The sequence below is a fragment of the Micromonospora sp. BS32 genome (assembly GCF_059089345.1).
On sequence record NZ_JBSSHR010000018.1, the window covers coordinates 49,036 to 72,767 of the forward strand.

At 73.7% G+C, this 23,732-nt stretch carries 23 protein-coding genes and 1 pseudogene; 13 read left to right on the plus strand and 11 right to left on the minus strand.

The window, feature by feature from the left end:
* Positions 1-12: 12 nt before the first annotated feature.
* On the minus strand, positions 13-1,728 hold the full coding sequence (locus AC5RWQ_RS23490) for a DEAD/DEAH box helicase (RefSeq protein ID WP_494284834.1): 1,716 nt from the start codon (positions 1,726-1,728) through the stop codon (positions 13-15).
* 292 nt (positions 1,729-2,020) lie between these two features.
* Here AC5RWQ_RS23490 and AC5RWQ_RS23495 point away from each other — a divergent pair, with 292 nt between their 5' ends.
* The gene (locus AC5RWQ_RS23495) at positions 2,021-2,668 is read left to right on the plus strand and encodes a ferritin-like fold-containing protein (protein WP_494284835.1); all 648 of its coding nucleotides are present in this window, start codon (positions 2,021-2,023) and stop codon (positions 2,666-2,668) included.
* A 67-nt stretch (positions 2,669-2,735) separates the two neighbouring features.
* Here AC5RWQ_RS23495 and AC5RWQ_RS23500 read toward each other — a convergent pair whose 3' ends face one another.
* Positions 2,736-2,963: a DUF3107 domain-containing protein gene (locus AC5RWQ_RS23500; protein ID WP_334491396.1), complete on the minus strand. Its 228-nt coding sequence runs from the start codon at positions 2,961-2,963 to the stop codon at positions 2,736-2,738.
* Between the two features lie 65 nt (positions 2,964-3,028).
* Positions 3,029-3,667: a TetR/AcrR family transcriptional regulator gene (locus AC5RWQ_RS23505; protein WP_494284836.1), complete on the minus strand. Its 639-nt coding sequence runs from the start codon at positions 3,665-3,667 to the stop codon at positions 3,029-3,031.
* A gap of 1,711 nt (positions 3,668-5,378) precedes the next feature.
* Here AC5RWQ_RS23505 and AC5RWQ_RS23510 point away from each other — a divergent pair.
* From AC5RWQ_RS23510 to AC5RWQ_RS23550, 9 genes are all read left to right on the plus strand, one after another.
* Positions 5,379-7,313 (plus strand): Daple, encoded by a 1,935-nt coding sequence (locus AC5RWQ_RS23510; RefSeq protein ID WP_494284888.1) that lies wholly within the window; start codon positions 5,379-5,381, stop codon positions 7,311-7,313.
* Positions 7,314-7,359: 46 nt separating this feature from the next.
* Positions 7,360-8,334: an alpha/beta fold hydrolase gene (locus AC5RWQ_RS23515; protein WP_494284837.1), complete on the plus strand. Its 975-nt coding sequence runs from the start codon at positions 7,360-7,362 to the stop codon at positions 8,332-8,334.
* Between the two features lie 5 nt (positions 8,335-8,339).
* Entirely contained in the window at positions 8,340-9,230 is an 891-nt protein-coding gene (locus tag AC5RWQ_RS23520) for a DUF3152 domain-containing protein (protein ID WP_494284838.1), read from the plus strand.
* Between the two features lie 83 nt (positions 9,231-9,313).
* Complete coding sequence (locus tag AC5RWQ_RS23525; RefSeq protein WP_494284839.1) at positions 9,314-10,132, plus strand: DUF3152 domain-containing protein; 819 nt, start codon at positions 9,314-9,316, stop codon at positions 10,130-10,132.
* Between the two features lie 41 nt (positions 10,133-10,173).
* On the plus strand, positions 10,174-11,424 hold the full coding sequence (gene moeZ / locus AC5RWQ_RS23530; protein ID WP_494284889.1) for an adenylyltransferase/sulfurtransferase MoeZ: 1,251 nt from the start codon (positions 10,174-10,176) through the stop codon (positions 11,422-11,424).
* A 133-nt stretch (positions 11,425-11,557) separates the two neighbouring features.
* Positions 11,558-12,421: a prenyltransferase/squalene oxidase repeat-containing protein gene (locus AC5RWQ_RS23535; protein ID WP_494284840.1), complete on the plus strand. Its 864-nt coding sequence runs from the start codon at positions 11,558-11,560 to the stop codon at positions 12,419-12,421.
* A gap of 531 nt (positions 12,422-12,952) precedes the next feature.
* On the plus strand, positions 12,953-13,243 hold the full coding sequence (locus AC5RWQ_RS23540) for a hypothetical protein (protein ID WP_494284841.1): 291 nt from the start codon (positions 12,953-12,955) through the stop codon (positions 13,241-13,243).
* A gap of 93 nt (positions 13,244-13,336) precedes the next feature.
* On the plus strand, positions 13,337-13,855 hold the full coding sequence (locus AC5RWQ_RS23545; protein WP_494284842.1) for a hypothetical protein: 519 nt from the start codon (positions 13,337-13,339) through the stop codon (positions 13,853-13,855).
* Positions 13,856-13,905: 50 nt separating this feature from the next.
* Positions 13,906-14,577: a hypothetical protein gene (locus AC5RWQ_RS23550; RefSeq protein WP_494284843.1), complete on the plus strand. Its 672-nt coding sequence runs from the start codon at positions 13,906-13,908 to the stop codon at positions 14,575-14,577.
* A gap of 111 nt (positions 14,578-14,688) precedes the next feature.
* On the opposite strand, the gene AC5RWQ_RS23555 is transcribed toward AC5RWQ_RS23550, so the two are convergent.
* From AC5RWQ_RS23555 to proB, 8 genes are all read right to left on the minus strand, one after another.
* Positions 14,689-15,204, minus strand: coding sequence for an SUKH-4 family immunity protein (locus AC5RWQ_RS23555; protein WP_494284844.1), 516 nt, complete (start codon positions 15,202-15,204; stop codon positions 14,689-14,691).
* Positions 15,205-15,230: 26 nt separating this feature from the next.
* On the minus strand, positions 15,231-15,848 hold the full coding sequence (locus tag AC5RWQ_RS23560; protein ID WP_494284845.1) for a hypothetical protein: 618 nt from the start codon (positions 15,846-15,848) through the stop codon (positions 15,231-15,233).
* A 173-nt stretch (positions 15,849-16,021) separates the two neighbouring features.
* The gene (locus AC5RWQ_RS23565; RefSeq protein ID WP_334491387.1) at positions 16,022-16,639 is read right to left on the minus strand and encodes a hypothetical protein; all 618 of its coding nucleotides are present in this window, start codon (positions 16,637-16,639) and stop codon (positions 16,022-16,024) included.
* A complete protein-coding gene (locus tag AC5RWQ_RS23570; RefSeq protein ID WP_494284846.1) occupies positions 16,632-17,126 on the minus strand; it encodes a WXG100 family type VII secretion target in 495 nt (164 codons plus the stop codon). The genes AC5RWQ_RS23565 and AC5RWQ_RS23570 overlap by 8 nt, the downstream gene beginning before the upstream one ends.
* 29 nt (positions 17,127-17,155) lie before the next feature.
* Entirely contained in the window at positions 17,156-17,482 is a 327-nt protein-coding gene (locus tag AC5RWQ_RS23575) for a hypothetical protein (RefSeq protein ID WP_494284847.1), read from the minus strand.
* Position 17,483: 1 nt separating this feature from the next.
* Positions 17,484-17,882, minus strand: coding sequence for a YbaB/EbfC family nucleoid-associated protein (locus AC5RWQ_RS23580; protein WP_494284848.1), 399 nt, complete (start codon positions 17,880-17,882; stop codon positions 17,484-17,486).
* Between the two features lie 82 nt (positions 17,883-17,964).
* Entirely contained in the window at positions 17,965-19,209 is a 1,245-nt protein-coding gene (locus AC5RWQ_RS23585; protein WP_494284849.1) for a glutamate-5-semialdehyde dehydrogenase, read from the minus strand.
* A 91-nt stretch (positions 19,210-19,300) separates the two neighbouring features.
* Positions 19,301-20,410: a glutamate 5-kinase gene (gene proB, locus AC5RWQ_RS23590; protein ID WP_494284850.1), complete on the minus strand. Its 1,110-nt coding sequence runs from the start codon at positions 20,408-20,410 to the stop codon at positions 19,301-19,303.
* Positions 20,411-20,471: 61 nt separating this feature from the next.
* Between proB and AC5RWQ_RS23595 the strand changes: the two genes are divergently transcribed.
* From AC5RWQ_RS23595 to AC5RWQ_RS23605, 3 genes and pseudogenes are all read left to right on the plus strand, one after another.
* Positions 20,472-20,786 (plus strand): MGMT family protein, encoded by a 315-nt coding sequence (locus AC5RWQ_RS23595; RefSeq protein ID WP_494284851.1) that lies wholly within the window; start codon positions 20,472-20,474, stop codon positions 20,784-20,786.
* Positions 20,787-20,818: 32 nt separating this feature from the next.
* Positions 20,819-22,233 (plus strand): annotated as a pseudogene (locus AC5RWQ_RS23600) (MFS transporter).
* Positions 22,230-23,705 (plus strand): pyridoxal phosphate-dependent decarboxylase family protein, encoded by a 1,476-nt coding sequence (locus tag AC5RWQ_RS23605; protein ID WP_494284852.1) that lies wholly within the window; start codon positions 22,230-22,232, stop codon positions 23,703-23,705. The pseudogene AC5RWQ_RS23600 and the gene AC5RWQ_RS23605 overlap by 4 nt, the downstream one beginning before the upstream one ends.
* Positions 23,706-23,732: the final 27 nt, after the last annotated feature.

Below are 23,732 nucleotides of genomic sequence, written 5' to 3' on the forward strand. Positions count from 1 at the left end.
GTGTTCCGCTGGTCAGTCGGCGATCGCCTCGGCCGGCGTGTCGGCGCCGGAAGCGCCACCACGGCGGCGCCGGCGGCGGCGCGGCTTGGCCGACGCCTCGCCCTCGGCGGCCGATGCGGCCGGCTCGGTGCTCCCGGCGTCGCCGCCGGTGGTCACCGCGGTCGTCTCGCCCGCGACCGCCTCGCCGGCCCGGCGGCGACGCCGGCGGCGCGGAGTACGCGGACCCTCCTCGCCCTCGGCGACGACGACGGGCGCGGCGTCCGGCGTGCCGGCGTCGGAGCGGCCGCCACGGCGGCTCTCGCCCCGTCCGCTGCTCTCGCCCCGCCCACGGCTCTCGCCGCGACCGTGGCTCTCGCCCCGGCCGTCACCGCGCCGGGAGCCCCGGCCGCCGGTCTCACCACGTCGCGGCCGGCCGCCCAGGTCCTCCTCGACCTCGGCGGCGAGCCCGGCGCGGGTCCGCTCGGCGGTCGGCAGGGTGCCGGTGATCTCGGTGGAGATGTCGAGGTCGGTGTAGAGGTGCGGAGAGGTGTGGTACGTCTCCGGCGGCTCCGGCATGTCCAGGCCGAGCGTCTTGTCGATGATCCGCCAGCGGGGCATGTCGTCCCAGTCGACGAAGGTCACCGCGACGCCGGTCGCCCCCGCCCGGCCGGTGCGGCCGATCCGGTGGGTGTAGGTGTCCTGGTCCTCGGGGCAGTCGTAGTTGATGACGTGGGTGACGCCACTCACGTCGATGCCCCGGGCCGCCACGTCGGTGGCGACCAGAGTGTCGATCTTCCCGGCCCGGAACGCGCGCAGGGCCCGCTCGCGGGCGCCCTGGCCCAGGTCGCCGTGGACGGCGGCGACCGCGAAGCCGCGGAAGTCGAGGTCCTCGGCGACCCGGTCGGCGGCCCGCTTGGTCCGGGTGAAGATCATGGTCAGCCCGCGACCCTCGGCCTGCAGGATCCGGGCCACGATCTCGATCTTGTTCATCGAGTGGGTGCGGTAGGCCAGCTGCTGGGTCTGCGGCGACGGGCCGGTCTCGGCGGTGTGCCCGGCGTGGATCGTCATCGGACGGCGCAGGAAGCGCCGGGAGAGCGTGACGATCGGGTCCGGCATGGTGGCCGAGAAGAGCATCGTCTGCCGGTCCTCCGGCAGCATCGCCAGGATCTTCTCGACGTCGTCGAGGAAGCCCAGGTCGAGCATCCGGTCGGCCTCGTCGAGGACCAGCGCGCGCACCCGGTCGAGCCGCAGGTGCTTCTGCTTCTGCAGGTCCATCAGCCGGCCGGGCGTGCCGACCAGGATCTCCACGCCCTTGCGCAGCGCGTCGATCTGCGGTTCGTACGCCACGCCGCCGTAGATCGGCAGCACCCGGATGCCCCGGGTACGGCCCGCGGCGGCCAGGTCCTTGGCGACCTGGATGCCCAGCTCGCGGGTGGGGACGACGACCAGGGCCTGCGGCACGCCGTCGCTGCCCTCGCCGGGCGCGAAGACCCGCTCCAGCAGCGGTACGCCGAAGCCGAGGGTCTTGCCGGTGCCGGTCGGCGCCTGGCCGATCATGTCGGTGCCGCGCAGCGCGATCGGGATCGCGTACTCCTGGATCGCGAAGGCGCGGGTGATGCCCGCCGCGGCCAGGGCCTCGACGGTCTCGGGCCGCGCGCCGAGCGCGGCGAAGGTGGGGGCCTCCGGACGGACCGGGGCGGTGGGGGCCAGTTCGTGGCCACCCAGCTCTTCGAGAATTTGTTCGCTCATCTGGATCTGGGGGTGCCCTCTCGTGGTGCGCCCCGTCTTGTCCTCAGGGCGCGTTCGGTATGGCGCGGGCCACGCGGTCGGCGGCGGAAGACGCCGAGCCGGACCGGGCCGCACGCGCGCCGCAGGCAGGACTTCGATCAGATCGGCGCCCGCGGCAACTGCTCCATCCTACCCGAGCGGGTCCCCGGTCGTCCCGGAGCGCGGTGAGCGCCTCTTCGCCGGGGGTAGCAAGTGTGACCTGCGTCACCCCAGCGGGTCGGAAAGGGGACGCCCCGGGCGGTACCCTGCGCTCGTGTCCGCCCCGACAAGCCCCGCCGCCGTCGTCGACCTGCTCGGCCTGGTGGCCTACGGCGAGCTGCTGGCCTTCGACCGGCTGGCCGCCGACGCCCGGCTCGCCCCCGACCTGCGCCGACGGGCCGCACTGAGCGAGATGGCCGGCGCCGAGATCGGCAACTACCGGCGGCTCGCCGACTGGCTCACCGCACTCGGCGCCACCCCCGACGACGTGATGGCGCCGTACGTCGGGCCGTTGCGGGCGTACCACGACTCGACCGAGCCGCGGGACTGGCTGGAGGCGGTGACCAAGGCGTACGTCGGGGACGGGATCACCGACGACTTCCTGGGCGAGATCGCCGACCGGCTGGAGGAGCCGTACCGGGGACTGGTGCGCGACGTCCTGCACGAGTCCCGGTACGCCGAATTCGCGGCGGCCGAGATCCGCGCGGCGATCGAGATCGACCCCCGGGTGGCGAACCGGCTCTCCATGTGGGCCCGCCGGCTCGTCGGCGAGGCGCTCTCCCAGGCGGGGCGGGTCGCCGCCGCCGACCGCGGAGCGCTCACCGCGCTCATCGCGCGGGACGGGACGGACGTGCCGGCGCTGTTCCGGAGGCTCACCGCCAACCACACCACCCGGATGACCGCCGTCGGTCTCAACAACTGACGGCGACGGCCGGGCCGGGCCGGGCCCGGCCCGCGGCGACTCGCGCCGCCGCGGAGGCCGGACCGGGTCAGCGGACGGTGAAACCGACCGCCCGCGGGGACGCCTCGGCGATCTCGACGTAGGCGACCTTGCTGACCGGCACGATGATCCGTCGGCCCTTCTCGTCGGTGAGGGAGAGCGTCCCCTCCTCCTTGGCGAAGGCGTCGGTCACGATCTGCTCGATCTCGGCCGGCGACTGCGCGCTCTCCAGAACCAGCTCGCGCGGCGCGTACTGCACGCCGATCTTGACCTCCACTGTGCCTCCTCAGGTGGGCGAAAGAGCCGCCGTTGGGAAGGCTATCCGATCTCGGGGCCGGATGTTCAGGCTGACTCACCTTGCAGCGGGAAGCTGGCGATCCCACGCCACGACAGCGCCGCGACCAGCGCCTCCGCCTCCGCCTTGGGCACCTGGCGACCGCCGGCCAGCCAGAACTGGGCGGCGGTCTCGGCCGCACCGACCAGACCGGAGGCGAGCAACTCGGCGTGCGCCCGGCTGACGCCGGTGTCCGAGATGATGGTGTCGGTGATCGCCGCGATGGCGCCCTGCTCGACCCGCTCGACGCGCTGCCGCACCGCCGGGTCGTTGCGCAGGTCCGACTCGAAGACGAGACGGAACGCCTCGCTCTCGTGGTCGACGAAGTCGAAGTAGGCGCGGACCGCGGCCCCGACCCGCTCCTTGTTGTCGTTGGTACCGCGCATCGCGTCGTGCACCTTGGCGACCATGGCGTCGCAGTGCGTGTCCAGCAGGGCCAGATAGAGCTCCATCTTGCCCGGAAAGTGCTGGTAGAGCACCGGCTTGGAGACCCCGGCCCGTTCCGCGATGTCGTCCATCGCGGCGGCGTGGTAGCCCTGCGCGACGAACACCTCCTGAGCCGCCGCGAGCAGCTGCTTACGGCGCGCCGAGCGGGGCAGCCTGGTGGGCCGGCCGGCGGTCTGCGCACCGTTCCCCACAGCGGTCATGGGAACCTCCGAGTTCTTCGTACGAGCCGGCACTTTTACCCCGTACCGGTCAGGGCAATGACCCCGGCCCCGGAATTGGCCCGCCGCCGTAACTTATCGCCACTGTCACCACACGGTAGCCTCAGCGAGGGCGACCAAGGAGCGCGCGGTGAGTGAAACAGGGCAACCCGGTGCCGCCACCCCGGGAGAGCACGGCGACGGGACGGGTCAGCACGACGACCTGGCCCGCTCCGTCACTGGGTGGGCACCGCCGGCGACCGGGTGGTCCGGCGGGACGGACGCCCCCACCTACCGGGAGCCCGCAGCCCCGTGGCGCCAGCCCGGTCCGCAGTCCGGCTGGGGCGCCTCCTCGCCCCGGCACGGCGACCTGCCGGCGCCGCTCGCCGACCCGACGGCCGAGGATCTCGCGCCCCGCAACGGGCGGGCCCGGCTCAACGGCGTCGGCCACCCCGAGGACGACCTCGCGGCCCGACCGTCGCCGGTCAGCGCCCCGCCCGCCGACCAGCCCCGGTTCGGCGCCGAGGCCCGCCGCGACTCCGACGGCGACCGGCTGGTCGTGCCGGCGCAGCGGCCGGTCCCCCCGGCCGAGCAGCAGACGGAGCCCGACCCCGCCGCCCGGCACGCCTCCGACGAGCCGTCCGGTGTCCGGGTGAGCCCGTGGGCCGAGGGGATGTTCCCCTCATCGGCCCCGCCGGCCGTGCAGGTGCCCCCGGTGGGCACGGCAGCCTCCGGCTTCGAGGTACCCCCCGGCTTCCACGCCCCCCTCAACGAACACGCCCCTCAGAACGAACACGCCCCTCAGAACGAGCACGCCCCCCAGAACGAGCACGCCGCGCAGAACGGCCGCGCCGCGCAGAATGACCGCGCCCCGCAGAACGGCCGCGTGGCGCCGAACGGCTATGCCCCGCATGACGACCGCGCCCCGCAGAACGAACGCGCCGCGCCGAACGGCCGCGCCGGGCTGGGCGAGCTCGCCGACGCCGAGCCGTCGGCGGCCGCCGAGCCGCCCCGCTGGGCTGACCGGTTCGGCGCCGAGCCGTCGGACCCGGTGCAACCAAACCGGCGCGGCATCGAGCCCGAGGCCGAACGCAGGCCGGTGCCGGCCGCCGACGAACCGGACTGGTCGGGCCCGAGCTGGAACCGGCCGAGCTGGGGTGGCGGCTGGGCACCGCCCTGGTCGCGGGAGGAGAAGCCGGGCGGTCGCCGGGCCCGGGCGGACCGGGCGGCCGACTGGGCCGCGGAGCCGAGCCGGCCGTACGAGCCGGTGCGCCCGGAGCCGGCCCAACCGTACGAGCCGGTCCGGGCCGAGCCGGCCCGCCCGTACGAGCCGGTGCGCTCCGAGACCGGTCGTCCGTACGAGGTCACCCGCTCGGAGTCGGAGCCCCGCGTGGCGTCCGGGCCGGCGGCCCGACCGGCCGTCGCCGAGACCGAGGCGTCGCCCGTCGATCGGTCGACCCTGGACCACCCGGCCGCCGACCGGCCCCGCGCCGACCCGCCTGCCGCGGATGACCCCGGCGTCGACCGCCCCGGTGTCGATCGGGCGGGTGTTGACCGTCATGGCCTCGATCGTGCGGGCCCCGATCGTGCGGGCCCCGATCGTGCGGGCCTCGATCGTGCGGGTCTCGACAGGGCGGGCCTCGACAGGGCGACGACCGACCGTCCGGGCCTCGACCGGCCCTCCTTCGAGCGACCCTCCTTCGGGCGGCCTTCACTGGACCGGCCTTCACTGGACCGGCCTTCACTGGACCGGCCTTCACCGGACCGTCCGGTCGTCGATCGGCCCGGCCTCGATCGGCCCTCCCCGGACCGGGCGGCGACCGACCGCTCCTCACCCGGCCGACCGGCCCTCGACCGGCCGGTGGGCGAGGGGCCCGGCCTCGACCGGCCCGTCGTCGAGCCCCCCGCGTGGCCCGGCGGGCCCACGGTGTCCCCGCCCAGCAGCGCACCGCCCGCACCGGCGGCGGAGACCGGCCCGGACCGCGGCGCGGTCGTCGACCGGGCTGAGCAGCCCTTCCGGCTCCGGTCGCTGCCGGGCGAGGCCGTCGCCCCGCGAGAACGTCCGGACCATTCGCCGACCCTCGCCGGCTCCGGCAACCCGCCGACCCGCACCGGCTCCGGTAATCCGCCGACCCTCGCCGGTTCCGGCGCCGCGCCACTTCCCGCCACGAGCGGGCCGCGTCGCCTCGACCGCACGTCGTCCGCGCCCGCCCCGTCGGGCGCACCTTCCTACGCGGCCCGCCGGTCCGCCCCGGATCCGGAGCCCACGCCCGAGCCGGTCTCGGACGACCTGAGGCCGGATGGCGGCGCGGCGGTGCTGCCGCAGCGCGTCCCCGCCGAACCGGACGTGCCCGTCGTGCCGGAGCCGCCTGCCGTGGAGCCACCCGCCGAAACCCCGGAACTCGCCCGCATCGCCACCCATCTGCGCCGGGACGACGAGCCCGCCCCACTGCGGGAACGCCCCGAGGGCTTCGACGTCAACGCCATCCTCGACGCCGTCCGGGAGGTGGCCGGCGTGCGGGACGCCGCGCTGCGTCGTACCCCGGCCGGCGCCCACAGCCTGCGGCTCGACCTCTCCGACGGCGCCGACCCGGCCGAGGTCAGCCGAATGGTGGCCCGCCTGCTCCAGGAGCGGATGGGGCTGGCCGCGGCTCCGCAGAACCTGCCCGGATCGCCGGCCGCCCCGGTGCCGCCGATGCGCCGCCGGCCGACCGAGGCCCGGGCGGCGGAGAACCGCCCGACGGAGAACCGCCCGACGGAGACCCGCCCGACGGAGACCCGCCCGACGGAGACCCGCCCGGCCGAGAGCCGGGCCGCCGGGGCCACCGACGGCCGGGCTACCGAGACGCGCGACGCGGACGCCCGCTCCCGTTCCCGGGACGCGGATCCCCGGTCCGCCGCTCCGCCGGCCGCCACCGGGGAGCGCGAGCCCCGGGCCGGCTCGGGCGCCGTCCGGCCGGTCGACCCGGTCGTGCGCGCGGAGCGTCCCGCCGAGACGCGGCTTCCCGCTGCGGCGGGCGGCCCCGACCGGGGTGAGCAGCCGGCCGAGATGGTGGCCGGTGTCCCGCGCCGACGCCGACAGATCTCCCCGCACCGGGGCCGGGCCAGTGTGGAGGAGGCGACGGCGTACTCCGCGCCGCCGGCCGCCGGCAGCCCGGCCACGGCCGGCACGTCGTACTCCGGTGGTCAGATGACCACGACGGAGACCGCGCCCTCCCGCCCGCTGGACACCGGCGGCGTGCCGGGGCCCCGGGTGGTGATCGACCACGTGCAGGTGAGTACGTTCGGCCTGGACGCCACCGTCGAGGTACGACTGCTCGCCGATGGTGAGGTCGCCGCCGGGCACTCCACCGGCCCGGCCGTGGACGGGTACGTCCTACGGCTCTGCGCGGTGGCCGCCGCGGCTGCGGTCGACCAGCTGCTGCGCGGCTCCGAGCGGACCGCCGACCGGGGGCGCTGCTTCGTCGAGCACACCGCGGTGGTGCCGTTCGGCAACTGCGAGGTGGCGACGGTGGTGGTGCTGCTGGTCTGCGACGGTTGGGTGGAGCAGCTGGCCGGTTCCGCCCTGGTCGCCGGCGACCCGAGGCAGGCGGTGGTCCGGGCGACGCTGGCCGCGGTGAACCGGCGGCTCGAGGCGCTGCTGGCGTGACCGGCGTTGCGGTGTCGCCCGGGGCACGAGCGGGAAAACTAGAGGGATGAAGCGCGCCGCCCTCTGGCCCGACCACCTTCTGCCCCCACACGACATTCCGCCGCCGTGGCCCGGCCGAGCGGTGCGGCTCGACGGCACGATCACCTACGTCCGGGACACCCCCGCCACCGGGCCGGACGCCGAACCCGCCCTCTACGTGCACGGGCTGGGGGGATCGTCGCAGAACTGGACCGACCTGGCCGGGCTGCTCGCCGACCGGCTGGACGGGCAGGCCATCGACCTGCCCGGCTTCGGGCGCAGCGAGCCGGGACCGAGCTACACGATCCCGGCCTTCGCCGAGCGGGTGATCCGGTGGATCGAGCACTCCCGGCGTGGGCCGGTGCACCTGTTCGGCAACTCGCTGGGTGGGGCGATCTCGGTGCAGGTCGCGGGGCTGCGGCCCGACCTGGTGCGGACCCTGACCCTGATCTCTCCGGCGCTGCCGTTCCTGGCCTTCCACCGCTCGGTGCAGGGGCGGATGCTGCCGCTGCTGGCCATCCCACGCGGGGAGCGGCTGGCCGCCTGGCGGCTGGCCCAACTGGCCCCCGAGGTGATGGCCCAGCAGGCGATGGAGGCGTGCGTCGCGGACCTCAGCCGGATCAGTGAGCAGCGCCGACAGGAGGCGCTGGAGGAGATCCGGATCCGCTACGAGGCCACCCACTACGCCGCCGCGTACGTCCGCACGTTCCGCGGCCTGGTCTCCAGCTTCCTGCGGTCGTACCTGCCGGGGCCGGGCTCGATGTGGCGGATCGCCGCGTCCATCCAGGCGCCCACGCTGGTGGTGGGAGGGATGAAGGACCGGCTGGTGGACGTGCGGGTGGCGCCGCAGACCGCCCGGGTGATCCCGGACAGTCGGCTGCTGATGCTGCGGGACGTCGGCCACGTGGCGCAGCTGGAGGTGCCCCGCACGGTGGCCCGGGCGGTGGTGGGACTCCTCGCCGAAACGGGGGACGCCGGGGCGCACCGCGGCATGGCAGGCTGAGCGGGATGCCCAAGAACTTCCCCTACGGTGACCTGCCGAGACAGTCGCACCGCGCTCGACCGCGCCGCTCGTCCGCCGGCCGGTGGCGGCCGGCCCTGTTACTGGCCGCGTTGCTGGCGGCCGGGTCTGCCGGGGTCGCGGCGACCGTCGAGTGGCCGCCGGCCGGCGCGGGTCTGCTCGCCGCCGAGCCGAGCGCGACGGCCGGTACCCCGTCGCCGTCGCCGACCGGTGGCCCGGTCCCGAACCCGTCGGTGACGCCGAGCCCGGCCGCGTCGAGCGCGGCGCCGGTGCTCCAGCTGGCCGGCGCGGTGCCGGCCGCGGGGAGCGGCACCTTCGGGTACGACGACCGGGCGGGTGCGGTCCTCGGCCGCTCCGGTGTGGTGCAGGGGTACCGGGTGGCGGTCGAGAACGGGTCCGGCGAGGACGTGCGGGCCTTCTCCGACCAGGTGCAGCAGGCGCTGACCGGGCCGGGGAGCTGGGTGGAAAGCGGCAAGCTGCGGTTGCGCCGGGTGCCGGGCGGCAGTCCGGCGGAGTTCACCGTCTTCCTGGCCACGCCGCGTACCGCGGGCCGGATGTGCCTGGCCGGTGGCGTCGACATCCGGGTCGGTGGGCGGCCGTACACCTCCTGCCGGGCGCCCGGGAAGGTGATCATCAACCTGGACCGCTGGCGGACCTCCGTGCCGCACTTCGTCTCGGCGGGGGTGCCGCTCTCGCTGTACCGCCTGTACGTGGTGAACCACGAGGTCGGTCATCAGCTCGGGCACCGCCACGAGGCCTGCCTGGGCGCCGGGCGCCCCGCGCCGGTGATGCAGCAGCAGTCGCTCTTTCTCGGCGGCTGCACCGCGAACCCGTGGCCGTACGTGGCGGGGAAGCGGTACAGCGGTCCGCCGGTCTGAGCCCTTGCGCGTCATGTGAAACATCTTCGCGGACCTCGCGGCAATAGCGGCGGTATGCCCGAATAGTCTGGCATGCTGGCCGGGTGGATCCCTTCGCCTCGACCGCCGCCGACGACGACCGGCCCGAGCCGACCGGTGCGAGCCGGCGGCCCGGCCTGGTCCGGATGCGGCGACGCCGACGGCGGGCCCTGTTGCTCGGTCTCCTCCTGCTCGGCGCGACGGCCGGCGGGGTCGCCCTCGTGCACCGTGGGGATCCGGGCGTCCCGCCCGCGCCGATCGCGCAACGGATGGCCGACGACATCGGTGCCGGCGACCAGGCACGGGCCTACCCGAGCAGCGGCCCCGGCCTCTTCGCCGCCGCCGACGGGCGCTCGTCGATCCAGGGCGTCGACGGTCCGCTGCGCCGCTACCGGGTCCTGGTCGAGCAGGGCGCCGGCCAGGACGTCGACGCCTTCGCCGCCACCGTCGACGACGCCCTCGGCGACCGGCGCAGCTGGATCGCGTCGGGGGAACTGCGGATGCAGCGGGTCTCCGAGCCGGCCGCCGCCGACTTCACCATCTACCTCGCCACCCCGGCCACCTCCGAGCGGATGTGCGCCGACGGCGGGCTGAGCACCGACGGGTACACCTCCTGCCGGCTGCCCGGCCAGGTGATCGTCAACCTGGCCCGGTGGATGGAGGGGGTGCCCGACTACGGGGCGCCGATCGAGACGTACCGGTCGTACGTGATCAACCACGAGGTCGGCCACGAGCTCGGCGAGGAGCACCAGGCCTGCCCCGGTCCGGGGCAGCCGGCGCCGGTGATGCAGCAGCAGACGTACGGCCTGGACGGTTGCGTCGCCAACGCCTGGCCGTACGTGGGCGGTGACCGGTACGAGGGGGACCTCGTTCCCGGCATCTGAGTTATTCCCGCTCCCGCATGTCGGGCGACGTGTCCCTGCTCATGGCCGACCGGCCACCGGCCGAGCGACAATGGCGCGGTTCGCCACCAGCCGATCCCGGGGAGTCCACCGTGTCGCTGCCCCCGCTCGTCGAGCCCGCCGCCGAGCTGACCGTTGACGAGATCCGCCGCTACTCACGCCACCTGATCATCCCGGACGTCGGGGTCGAGGGGCAGAAGCGGCTGAAGAACGCCCGGGTGCTGTGCGTGGGCGCCGGCGGCCTCGGGTCGCCGGCCCTGATGTACCTCGCCGCCGCCGGGGTCGGGACGCTCGGCATCATCGACTTCGACACCGTCGACGAGTCGAACCTCCAGCGGCAGATCATCCACGGGGTCTCCGACATCGGGCGCGCCAAGGCCGAGTCGGCCGCCGCCTCGATCCGCGAGATCAACCCGCTGGTCAACGTGGAGATCCACAACACCGCGCTGGACCGGGACAACGTCCGGGAGATCTTCGCCCAGTACGACCTGATCGTCGACGGCACCGACAACTTCGCCACCCGCTACATGGTCAACGACGCGGCGGTGCTGCTCGGCAAGCCGTACGTCTGGGGTTCGATCTACCGCTTCGACGGTCAGGCGTCGGTCTTCTGGGCCGAGCACGGCCCCTGCTACCGCTGCCTCTACCCGGAGCCGCCGCCGCCCGGCATGGTCCCCTCCTGCGCGGAGGGCGGGGTGCTCGGCGTGCTCTGCGCGTCGATCGGGTCGATCCAGGTCAACGAGGCGATCAAGCTGCTCACCGGCATCGGCGAGCCGCTGGTCGGCCGGCTGATGGTCTACGACGCCCTCGAGATGGAGTACCGCAAGATTAAGGTCCGCAGGGACCCGAACTGCGTGCTCTGCGGGGAGAACCCGACCGTCACCGATCTGCTGGAGGATTACGAGGACTTCTGCGGCGCGGTCTCCGAGGAGGCCCAGGAGGCGGTGGTCGACGCGACCATCACCGCCGCCGAGCTGAAGGAGTGGCAGGACGCCGGCAAGGACATCTTCCTCATCGACGTCCGCGAGCCGGCCGAGTACGAGATCGTCCGGATCCCCGGCGCCACCCTGATCCCCAAGGGCGAGATCATCTCCGGCGAGGCGTTGTCGAAGCTCCCCCAGGACAAGCAGATCGTGCTGCACTGCAAGTCCGGCGTCCGCTCCGCCGAGGCGCTCGCCGCGCTCAAGGCGGCCGGGTTCCGCGACGCGGTGCACGTCCAGGGCGGGGTGCTCTCCTGGATCAAGCAAATCGACCCGTCGCTGCCCGCGTACTGACCGATCGGCGAAGGGGCCCTCCCGGTGCCGGGAGGGCCCCTTCGCGTTCAGATCACCCGATAGCCGCCCGGCCACCTCCGGCGGGGCCATTCCCCGGAGGCGAGATCGTCTTTTCGCAGGTAGCGTGTCCGCCGTGGTGGACATTGACGCCGCGATCGGCTTCGTCGTGGCTCACGGGGACGCGGTCGATCGCGCTCGGCTCTCCCGGCTGCGCACCGGCGCCCCGGTCCCGGCAGAACTGCTCGACGCAGCCGAGGTCGGGCAGACACCGGACGGCGGGTGGCCGGCCACGCTCGACGGCGACGTGCCGTCGGTCGACGCCACCTGCTTCCGCCTGGCCGAGCTGGACGACCTGGGCGCGCTCGGCCGGCCCGCGGCCCGGCACGCGCTGGACTGGCTGGCCGCCCGACAGTTGCCCGACGGTGGCTGGGACGAGGATCCCCGGCTGGCCGGCAGCGCGCCCGAGTGGGCCCGCCCGGGTGACCCGGAGGCCCGTCTCTACCTCACCGCCAACGCCGGGTTCTGGCTGACCGTCGGTGGTCGGGACGCCCGCGCCGCGGGGCCGCTCGACCACCGGGTCGGCGGGGCGTACGCCGGGGTGGTGCAGGCCGCCGCCCAGGCGCTCGCCGGGCAGCTCGCGCCCGACGGGAGCTGGCCGTCGTTCCTGCCCGCCGGGTGGCTGAGCGCGGCGGTGCTGCATCGGCAGGAGCTGTACTACGAGTCGGCGCGGATCCAGGCGGTGCTCGCCGAGCGGATCCCGCAGATGTCCCCGGCGGACGTGGCCTGGCTGGCCGCGACGCTGCGCCGGGTCGACGTCGGCGATGAGCAGTGGCTGCTGGTCTCGGCGCGCAAACGGCTCACCGAGACGCAGCGCAGCGACGGCGGCTGGGACAGCGACGACGGGCACCAGTTCGACGTGCACACCACGCTGAACGCGATCCGGGCCTGCCGGCCGACCGTCCCTTCGGCCTCGGGCTCGTCCGCCTCACGCAGTTGAGGCCGGCCCGCTCCGGGCGGCGGTGCCAGCCATGGCTGGGTGGCCGAGAGCCGCGGCCACCTCATCGGAAAAAGCCATTAGGGCTGGGGCGGACCCGGAAACCTCGGCGACCGTTCGGTGGGCCAACCGTCAAAAGGGCGAGGCGCTCCGGCTCGTCCATGGTTCGTGGCCGGAGTTGGTGGTAAGGCGTCGTGACGCACACGAATTTCCGGATAATGCGTTTCAATAATGCGTGGTCCAGTTTCCTGTCCCTCGTTTTGAGGTAGATCCTACCACTGTGGACCGATGCGCGGGGGGCAGTCGATCATGGTTGTCCTCCGAAGTGGAGCGTGTTAGCATCTGCTCACCGATCGGCACCCTTCTTTCTTCGTATCAATTGGGGAGATGATGGCGAGCAACAAATTGTCTCGGAGTATCGGGCGGGGAATTGCGGCGGTGACCGCGCTTTCCGTGGCGATTCTCGTGGGTCCGGCGCCGGCTCAGGCCAACCTGAACGTGGCGATCAGTGGTACCACCTACAGTGACTCCACGGTGTGGTACCTGTCCTCCACGTGGCGTCAGGTCACCCTCGACAAGGGCGGCTACATCTACGTCAACATCGACTCGGCGCCGAAGCTGAGCAACGGCTCGCCGGACTACATCAAGTGGCGGATTTACATCACCCCGAACGACTCGCCGACCAAGGCCATCAACCAGGACTCCTCCTCCTGGACGAACATGGGCTACTTCGGCCCTCCGGGAACCTACTTCCGTAACAAGTACGCTCGTGGCACCACCTGCTACAACTGCAACCACAACTTCTCCGGCAACGAGGACTACTGACCTTTCGCCGCACCTTCGACCCTTTGGCTCGCTGGCTGGTGCGCGCCTCCGCGAGGAGGCGCGTACCGGCCGGTGGCGCAAGATCGGATAGTCATGGAGCTGAATCTCGTGGCGGCACGTCGATTGGCCGGGCCATCCCGAGGGCGCGCACTGGGCGTCTTCCTTCTCGCCGTGTCGCTCCTCCTCGGTGCCTGCCGCCCGGCCAACACGAACGACCATTGGATTCACGGTGCGCAGGTCGCTGTGGAATACCGTGACGAAGCGAAGCATCTGCAATTGGCACCGAACTGGAAATGGCCGGCCGAGCTAAAGTACCCGGACGTCGAGGACGACGGAAATCCGCTCCTGTACGAGGTGAACACGGGGCGCGTCGAAGCGGCCTGGTACTGGCATTGTTCCTGGGCTCGGAGCTATCTGTCGACAACGGATCCAGCCAAACGACAGGCCTCGTATGAAGAAGTCTTGAAGCTACGAGACTCCGCATTCTATAAATGGGGCCTGGATGATCGAGAGAAGGGTCGGCGGGACAAAATGATGGAGGATTTCCAGAATAATCGTCCCGACTCCTTCACCCGAACGGTCGAGCTGAATTGTCCGGCGGTGTCGCAGTGAGCCGGGCGACAGCAGCGGACACACCCATCGTCGGCCGACGCCATGCCTTCATGCCGGGGCTCGTGGGCGTGTTGCTCGGAGCCGCGGCGTTCAGCGCCGATCTCGTATCGGAATCCGTGGGCGTATTCCTCGTCCCAGCGGTGAGTTCTGGTGTCGCCTGGGGCGCGGTCGCGTTCGCGGTGGCCTGTCTGGCGTCGTCCATGCGGGCGTCCATCGTCGCCGCGATCGGCGCGCTCGTCGTGGCGACCATCACGTACTACAGCCTCATCGCCGTCGTCAGTCAGCGGTGGAACCACGGGGCGGGAGCGGTAGACGCGTCCCTCGACGGGCTACCGTCCTTGGCGCACGCCTTGGCCTTCTGGCTGGTTGGCGCGTTGATTGGCGGCGTGATCCTGGGCGGCCTCGCGGCCCTCACCCGCGCAAGCTCGGTGCGTACGGCGAGCGTCGCGCTGGGCGTGACGGTCGGCGTGCTCGCCGGGGAGGCGGCATACGCGATCTTTCACGCCGTCTTCATCTGGGTCGGGCCGGTGGACGCCTTTGTCTGGGCGCGGCTCGAATCAGCCGCGTTCCAGCTCGCCCTCGCGGCAGCGGCCACCTGGGTGGCGCTGCGGGGTCGCAGGGGTTCCTTCTCGACCTCAATCCTGCTGGTCGCCGCTGCGGCGTCGCTCATGGCCAACGTCGTCCTCTGGCACGTCATCCAGTCGGTCCGGACGGTGCTGTAGCGCAGGCGGTATGCCAGCGGAGGTGGCCGTCGCCGGTGACCACGTACTTGGTGGAGGTCAGCTCGGGCAGTCCCATCGGGCCGCGGGTGTGCAGCTTCTGGGCCTGCCGGCCTACTTGAGCTGGCTGAGCACCAGCGGCCACCAGCCGTCCGGGGCGAAGGCCGCCGGGTCGATGCTCTCCAGGACCATGCGCAGCTGCTCGGCCCGCTCGGCGCGGCCCGCCTTGCCCTCGTCGGCCTCGACGAAGAGCGCGAACCGGTAGAGGAACTCGACGAAGGTGCGGAAGTTGCTGTTGACGCCCTGGACGTCCTGCTGCTCCAGGTCGTACTGGAGGATCTCGCCGGTACGCGGGTCGAGCACGTAGAGCAGGTCGCTGTTGTCGGCGACCATCCCGACCACGATCAGCCGGACGTCCAGCGAGCCGTCCTCGGTGGTCAGCGCGATGGTGTCGTACAGCTCGATGTCGCCCTCCAGGAAGGCGCTGTAGACGACCTCGACGTCGAGCGGGATCTCGTCGCCCTCGGGCAGCAGGTCGGGGCTGAAGCCGCCCTCCAGCCACGCCTGGCGGGGGTAGGGGATCAGCTCGTCCTCGCTCCACAGTGCGGGGAACCGGAGATCAGCGGCCATGACGGTCCTTCGCGGTCGGCGGTGGGTCAGGAGGAGAGCCCGGCGGCGATCAGCAGCCGGCGCCAGTTGTCGGCGTACTCGCCGGTGTGTCGTCCGGTGCGGAGTCGTCGCTCGGCGACGCCGGGGCCGAGGACGGTGGCGACCAGCTCGGGGTAGCGCGGGCCGAGCACGTGCTCGTCGAAGAAGGTCGCCACGTCCGGCGCCAGCACGGTGAACGCCACATCCTCGTCGGGGTGCTCGTACTGGAAGACGTAGTCGTCCGGCTCCATCCAGTAGACGTCGAGGTCCTCGGGGTCGAGGTAGATCGGGGCGCCCGCGGGGATGTCGTCGCGCAGCCCCGGCGGAATGCTGTGCAGCTCGTGGCCCACGGCGAGCGGACTGCCCATCGGGTCGGCCTCGTCGACGGTGCGGGCCGCCCAGGCCGCCGGGGTGACGATCTCGGCGGGCGGGGCGAAGCGGAAGTTGTCCCCCTCCAGCCGGCCGAACAGGGAGTACACCTCGGCCACGCCGGGCAGGTCGGGTATCGGCTCCAGCGGGGTCGGGTCGCCCACGACGACGCCGAGTTCGCCGTCGGCCGCCACCCGTCGGAGCAGCTCCAGCTTGTCCCGGATCCGGTCCAGGAGGGCGGGCTCCGGGCCGCTCACGGCGTCAGCTCGGTTCGCGACTGCGGGGCTCGCAACCCCGGCTCACTCCTCGCGCTCACGGCGCCAGCTCGGTTCGCGACTGCGGGGCTCGCAACCCCGGCTCACTCCTCGCGCTCACGGCGCCAGCTCGGTTCGCGACTGCGGGGCTCGCAACCCCGGCTCACTCCTCGCGCTCACGGAAGGACCCGCACGATGACCGGGGTGCCCTCGGGGACGTCCCGCAGCGCGACGGAGATGTCGCTGCCGAGTTGGCGGTTGGTCCAGGCGTCCATCGGTCTGAGATTATCGTACGTGTCCGTTCCGTCCATTTGGAGCTCGTGGATGTGGTCCGGGTCGTAACCCTGGCCCCGGGCGGTGATCGGCCCCTTGCCGGCGTAGAGCCGGTCCACCACGTTCTTGTTGGCCAGGTACTTGTTGCTGGCCGGGGTGCCCTTCTGCGCGGTGAGCCGGCCGTCCTTGGTCAGGTTCCGGATCATCCGGTCCCGGTAGATGTTGGTGCGGGTACGGCGCTTCCCGGTCGACGGGTCGTGGACCTTGTTGCTGTCCCGGTCCGGCTTCGCCTTCTTCAGCCGACCCTCCTGGCCGAGCCGGGCCAGGTCCTTCGCCTTGCGGTCGAAGTCCCGCCGGTCGAAGTCCGGCCGGTTCTTCAGCACCAGCACCGCCGGCCCGTCGACCTTCTTCCCGGCCGCCTTGGCGGTACGGAACACGTCGGCGTTCTCCAGGTACGCCGAGACGATCCGGGCGCCCTTCGCCTGGGCCTGCCGGGGCGGGGTGGTCCGCTTCCTAACCATTGAGCACCGTGTCCACGGCCATCCCGATCAGCTGGTCGACGATCAGCCCGGTGATCATCTTGAAGATCGGGATCTCCAGCAGCGACGCCCCGAAGGTGGCCACCGCGGTGGCGACGGCCTGGGCGATCTGGATCGCCAGCAGCACCAGCTGGACGATCACCTGGATCTTCAGGGCCAGCACCACCCCGGCCGCCGCCATCAGCCCGATGGCGATGACGTTCGTCGGGTCGGTCGCGTCGGCGATGTTGCGCGCGGCCGACTCCCGGTCGTTCCACTCGGCGGCGAACGCGGTGATGCTCTCGCCCCGGTTGGTGTCGAGCACCGTCCGCGCCGCCGCCTCCAGCTGCGCGACCGAGGCGTCGATCCGGTCGGCCATGCCGGTCCACTCGCCGGCGAGCTGGAAGAGCGCCGTCTCGTCGGACTCCGGCCAGTCGTAGCCGATCATGGAGAGCAGCGAGGCGAGTTCGCCCGGCAACGTCAGACCCACGAGGTTTCCTTCCTGCGTCGGTGGCGGCCTCAGCCGCCGAGCGAGCCGAGGATGGCGCTGAAGGAGGCGGCGGCGTCCTCCTCGACGGCCCGGTAACCCTCGGCCATCGCGGCCAGCCCCTCGGCGTAGCTCTCCAGTTCGGCGACGTTGGTGCTCAGGCACTCGGTCAGCCCGTCGACGCAGGCCTGGTGGGCGAGGCCGAGCAGCATGCCGACCTCGTCGCCGCCGAAGGCGTCCGCGTAGCCGCCCGCCGCCGCCTGGAACGCCTCGAACGCCTGCCGGACGCCCTCCCTGGCCTGGGCCAGCTGCTCCGCGCCCCGGCGCAGCGCGTCGACGTCCACCTCCAGCGGTTCCACGTCAGCTCCGCCGCTGGAGCTTGCGCATCGTCTCGCTGATGGCGACGCTCATCTCGCGCATCTGCCGCAGGCCCGAGTCCTGGAGCCGTTCGACGGTGGCGGCCATCGCGGCCAGGTCGGGTGCCGGCCCGGCGGCGGGGCCCGGGTCCTGCGCGTCGAGGGCCGCGTTCACCACCCGGCGCAGCTCCTCGGCGAGGTATTCCGAGCCTTCCCGGAGCACCCGGGGGTCGATGTCGACGGCGCTGACCCGGGCGTCCGTGCCGAGGGTGACCCGGATCCGCCCGTCGGCGGCCTCGGCCACCGACTCGGCCCGCTGCGCCGGCACGGCGCTGCGGCGTGCCTCGTGCAGCGCGGCCCGTGCCTGCGCCAACTGCTCCTCCAGGGCGCTCTCGCCCAGCATGCCGCCTCCCCAGCCGCGGTGAACCGGCCCCAGACTACCGACCCGGCGCACCCCCGCGGGACCCTGAGTCCACCAGGGACGGTCAGTGGCGCAGGTGGCCGTCGCCGGTGACCACGTACTTGGTGGAGGTCAGCTCGGGCAGCCCCATCGGGCCGCGGGCGTGCAGCTTCTGGGTGGAGATGCCGATCTCGGCGCCGAAGCCGAACTCGCCGCCGTCGGTGAACCGGGTGGAGGCGTTGACCATCACGGCCGCCGCGTCGACCCGGGCGACGAACTCCCGGGCGGCGGTCTGCGAGTCGGTGACGATCGCCTCGGTGTGGCCGGTGCCGTACCGCCGGATGTGGGCGACCGCCGCGTCGAGCGAGTCGACCACCGCCACCGAGATGTCCGCCGAGAGGTATTCGGTGGCGAAGTCCTCGTCGGTGGCCGGCACCACCGCGTCCGAGTGGGCCGCGACCTCGGGGGAGCCGTGCACGGTCACCCCGGCCTCGGCGAACGCGGCCAGCACCGCCGGCAGGAAGGCGTCCGCGACGGACGCGTGGACCAGCAGCGACTCGGCGGTGTTGCACGTGGAGAGGCGCTGGGTCTTGGCGTTGAGGGTGATCGACACGGCCTTGGCCAGGTCGGCGGCCGCGTCGACGTAGACGTGGCAGTTGCCCACCCCGGTCTCGATCACCGGCACGGTCGACTCCTCGACGACGGTCCGGATCAGCGACGCGCCGCCGCGCGGGATCAGCACGTCGACCAGTCCCCGGGCTCGCATCAGCTCCTTGACCGAGTCGCGGGAGGTGGCGTCGAGCAGCTGCACCGCGTCCGCCGGCAGGCCCGCCTCCGCCACCGCGTCGCGGAGCACCGCGACCAGCGCGGCGTTGGAGTGCGCCGCCGACGAGGAGCCGCGCAGCAGCGCCGCGTTGCCGGACTTCAGGCAGATCCCGGCGGCGTCGACGGTCACGTTCGGCCGGGCCTCGTAGATGATCCCGACCACCCCGAACGGCACCCGGACCTGCCGCAGCTCCAGGCCGTTGGGCAGGGTCGCGCCGCGAACCACCTCGCCGACCGGGTCGGGCAGCGCGGCCATCTGGCGCAGCGCGTCGGCGATGCCCGCCACCCGGCCCGCGTCGAGAGCCAGCCGGTCCAGCACGGCCGCGCTCAGCCCGGCCTCCCGCCCGGCCGCCAGGTCCGCCTCGTTCGCGGTCAGGATCTCCGGCGTACGCGCCACCAGCGCGTCGGCCATCGCGTGCAGCGCCGCGTCCTTGGCGGTGCGCGTGGCGACGGCCAGCTCACCCGCCGCGTCCCGGGCCCGCCGGGCCTGCTCGACGACGCTCATGCCGGCACTCCGCTGCGCTCCGTGCCGCCATGAGGCACCACCGCGCTGAACTGATGATTCGCTCGCTGACGCTCGCTCATGCGTCCACTCCTCACAGCAGCACGAGGTCGTCGCGGTGGACGACCTCCCGTTCGTACGCCGGGCCGAGCGCCGCGGCGAGCTCTCCGGTGGAGCGGCCGAGCAGCCCGGGCAGCTCCACCGCGTCGTAGTTGACCAGCCCCCGGGCCACCGGGGCGCCCGCGGCGTCCACCAGGTCGACCGGGTCGCCGGCGGTGAACGTGCCGTCGACCGCGGTGATCCCGGCGGGCAGCAGCGACTTGCGCCGCCCCACCACGGCCTGCACCGCGCCCGGGTCGAGGTGCAGCCGCCCGCGGGGTGCGGTGGCGTGCGCGAGCCAGAAGAGCCGGGCGGCCGGGCGCCGCTGCGCCGGGTGGAAGAAGGTGCCGACCGGCTCACCGGCCAGCGCTCCGGCGGCCAGCGGCGCGGCGGTCAGCACCACCGGGATGCCGAAGCCGGTGGCGATCCGGGCCGCCTCCACCTTGGTGACCATGCCGCCGGTGCCGACCCCGGCACGGCCGGCGCCGCCGATGTCCACGCCGGCGAGGTCCCGCTCGTCGCGGACCTCGCTGATCCGGGCGCTGCCGGGTTGGGTCGGGTCGCCGGTCCAGAGCGCGTCGACGTCCGACAGGAGCACCAGCAGGTCGGCGTCGACCAGGGCGGCGACCAGGGCGGCGAGCCGGTCGTTGTCGCCGAACCGGATCTCCTCGGTGGCCACCGTGTCGTTCTCGTTGACGATCGGCACGGCCCGCAGGTCGAGCAGCTTGCGCAGGGTCCGGTACGCGTTGCGGTAGTGCGCCCGCCGGGTCACGTCGTCGACGGTGAGCAGCACCTGCCCGACGGTGAGCCGGTGCCGGGCGAAGCCGGCCGCGTACCGGCCGATCAGCAGGCCCTGCCCGACGCTGGCCGCGGCCTGCTGGGTGGCCAGGTCGCGGGGGCGCCGGGGCAGCCCGAGCGGGGCGAGCCCGGCGGCGATGGCGCCGGAGGAGACCAGCACCACCTCGCGGCCGTCGGCGGCGAGCGCGGCGAGGGTGTCGACGAGCGCGTCGACCCGGGCGTCGTCCAGACCGCCGGTCGGGGTGGTCAGCGAGGACGAACCGATCTTGACGACGATCCGCCGGGCCGAGGTGACTGCTTCGCGCACCCGCCCATTCTGCGCGCCCGGTCCCACCGCCCCCCGGGCCGTTCCCATATGGTGGCAGCTCGTGACGCCTGAGGAGTACGTCGAGGCGGTGCTCGCGCTGGTCGAGCGGATCCCGCCGGGCCGGGTGATGTCGTACGGGGCGATCGCCGACGCTCTTGCCGAGCGCTCCGGGCGGGCCTCGGCCCGGCTGGTCGGCTCGATCATGGCCCGGCACGGCGGCGGGGTGCCCTGGCACCGGGTGGTGAACTCGGCGGGCCGGTTGCCGCCGGGGCACGAGGTGCAGGCGCGGGCCCGGTTGCGGGCCGAGGGCTGCCCGCTGCGCCCGGCCGGGGTGGACATGGCGGCGGCGAGCTGGTGGCCGGAAGAGAGGATGTGACCCCCGCCATAACGTGAGTAACATTCGGCCGCATGGACGCGCCGCCGGCCGAAGCCGGTTCGTCGAGCCCGGTCGTCGCGCCCGGGCCGGTCCGGCCCGAGGGCCACGCCGTCGGGCCGCTGCCCCGGCGGGTGCACGCCGGCTACGCGCTCGGCTCGCTCGCCACCGGCGCCTTCGGCACCGTGCCCGGTCTGTTGCTGCTGCCGTACCTGACCGACACGCTGGGCGTGGCCGCCGGGGTGGCGGCGCTGCTGGTGCTGCTGCCGAAGGCCTGGGACGTACTGGTCAACCCGGTCGCCGGGCGGATCTCCGACCGCACCCGCTCCCGCTGGGGGCCGCGCCGGCCGTGGCTGCTCGGGGCCGGGCTCGCGCTCGCCGCGCTCTTCGCCGCCATCTTCGCCGCGCCCTTCGGGGCCGCTCCGGCCGCCGGGGCGTACGTGGCGGTCGCGTTCCTCGCCACCGCCACCGCGTTCGCCTTCTTCCAGGTCCCGTACGTGGCGATGCCGGCCGAGCTGACCGACGACCGGGCGGAGCGTACCCGGCTGATGAGCTGGCGGATCGCGGTGCTGGCGCTGGCCACCTGGTCTCCGGCGCGGTGGCCCCCATGGTGGTCACCGCCGGTGGCGACGGGGTCGTCGGACACCGGTGGATGGGGCTCTTCGTCGCCATGCTGATCGCCGTCGGGGCCCTCGGCGCGTTCCTCGGCACCCGCACCGCGCCGACCGGCGCGGTGGTGGCGACCGAGCCGTCGCTGCGCGCGCAGCTCGCGGTGGCCGGCGCCAACCGGCCGTTCCGGGCGCTGCTGATCGTCTTCGTGGTGCAGTCCGCCGGGGTGGCCACCATCCTCGCCGGGGTCAGCTACTTCGCCGACCAGGTCCTGCGCGACCCGGAGAACGGGCCGACCCTGCTCTTCGCCTGCTTCGTCGGGCCGGCGCTGCTGGTCATGCCGCTCTGGACCCGGGTGGGCGCCCGGGTCGGCAAGCGCACCGCGCTGGTCGCCGCGTCGCTGCTGCTCGCGGCGGGCGCGCTGGGACTGGTCGCCGCGCCGGTGCTGCCCGCCGCCGCCAGCTACGCGGTGGTCGCGCTGATCGGCGTCGGGTACGCCGGCCAGCAGGTCTTCGCCCTGGCCATGCTCCCGGACGTCGTTGCCCACTCCACCGCGCGGACCGGTCGTCGCCAGGCGGGCGTCTTCACCGGCCTCTGGACCGCCGGCGAGACCCTCGGCCTCGCCCTCGGCCCCGGCCTCTACGGCCTGGTCCTGCAACTCTGCGGCTACGTCTCCTCCAGCACCGGCACCGCGGCGACCCAGCCCGACTCGGCCCGCCTCGGCATCCTGCTCGGCTTCACCGTGCTGCCGGCCCTGCTGATCGCCCCGGTGACGCTGCTGCTGCGCCACTACACCCTCGCCACCGCCGAGCCGTCCGGAAGGGCCACCACGAATCCATGATCGACGAAGCCGGGGTGCCCGCCGAGCGGGTGCTCGACGAGGTGCGGGAGCTGCGCGGGCTGGACCGGCCGACGCACGGCGGGCGGCTGTTCGCCTACGTGTACGACCCGGCGGTGGCCGGGCTGGACGAGCTGGCCGCTGCGGCGTACGCGCAGAGCGCCCACGTCAACGGGCTCGACCCGACCGCCTTCCCCTCGCTGCTGGCGATGGAGAACCGGCTCGTCGGGGCGGCCGCCCGGCTGCTCGGCGGCGGGCCCGGCACGAGCGCGCCGGACGTCGTCGGCAGCGTCACCAGCGGCGGCACCGAGTCGCTGATCCTGGCCGTGAAGGCGGCCCGGGACGCCCGCCCCGAGCTGGCCGACCCGCGGATCGTGGTGCCGGCCAGCGGGCACGCCGCCTTCGCCAAGGCCGCCCACCTGCTCCGGGTCACCCTGGACACGGTGCCGGTCGACCCGGTGACCCTGCGCCCGTCGGCCGCCGACGTGGCCGCCGCGATCCGCCCGGAGACCGTGCTGGTGGCCTGCTCCGCCCCCTCGTACGCGCACGGGGTGATCGATCCGGTCGCGGAGATCGCCGCGGTGGCGGCGGCGGCCGGGGTGCGCTGCCACGTGGACGCCTGCTTCGGCGGGTGGACCCTGCCGTACCTGCGCCGGCTCGGAGCGCCGGTGCCGCCGTTCGACCTCTCCGTCGACGGGGTCACCTCGATCTCCGTGGACCTGCACAAGTACGCGTACGCCCCGAAGGGCGTCTCGGTGCTGCTGCACCGCGACCCGTCGCTGCGCGCCCCGCAGTACTTCGCGTACGCGGACTGGCCCGGGTACACGATGATCAACCCGGTGCTCGCCTCCACCCGCTCGGGCGGCCCGATCGCCGCCGCGTACGCCACCCTGCGGCACCTCGGCGACGACGGCTACCTGCGGCTCGCCGCCGCCACCCGGGACGCGGTGGCCGGGCTGGCCCTCGCGGTGCGCGCGGTCGACGGCCTGCGGCTGATGGCCGAGCCGGAGTCCACCGTGGTCTGCTTCACCTCGACCGACCTGGAGCTGGACCTCTTCGTGCTGGTCGACGAGCTGACCGCCCGGGGCTGGCACACCCAGCCGCAACTCACGTACGCCGGCCTGCCGGCCTCGGTGCACCTGACGGTGACCGCCTCGGTCGCGCCCCGGGTGGCGGAGTTCCGGCCGGCGCTGGCCGAGGCGGTGGCGGCGGCCCGGGCGGCCGGGCCGGTGGCGCTGCCGGCCGAGCTGCGCGCCCTGGCGACCAGCCTGACCCCGGAGGCGCTCACCCCGGAGCTGATCGCCGGACTGGCCGCCGGGCTGGGCCTCGGCGCGGGCGCCGGCCCGCTGCCGGACCGGATGGCCCTGGTGAACACGCTGCTCGACACCGCCCCGCCCGCGCTGCGGGAACGGCTGCTGGTCGAGTTCGTCGGCCTGCTGCAACGCCCCGCCTGGCGGCTCGCGGCCGGCGACTGACCCTCGGACGCCCGCAGGCGCCCCGGC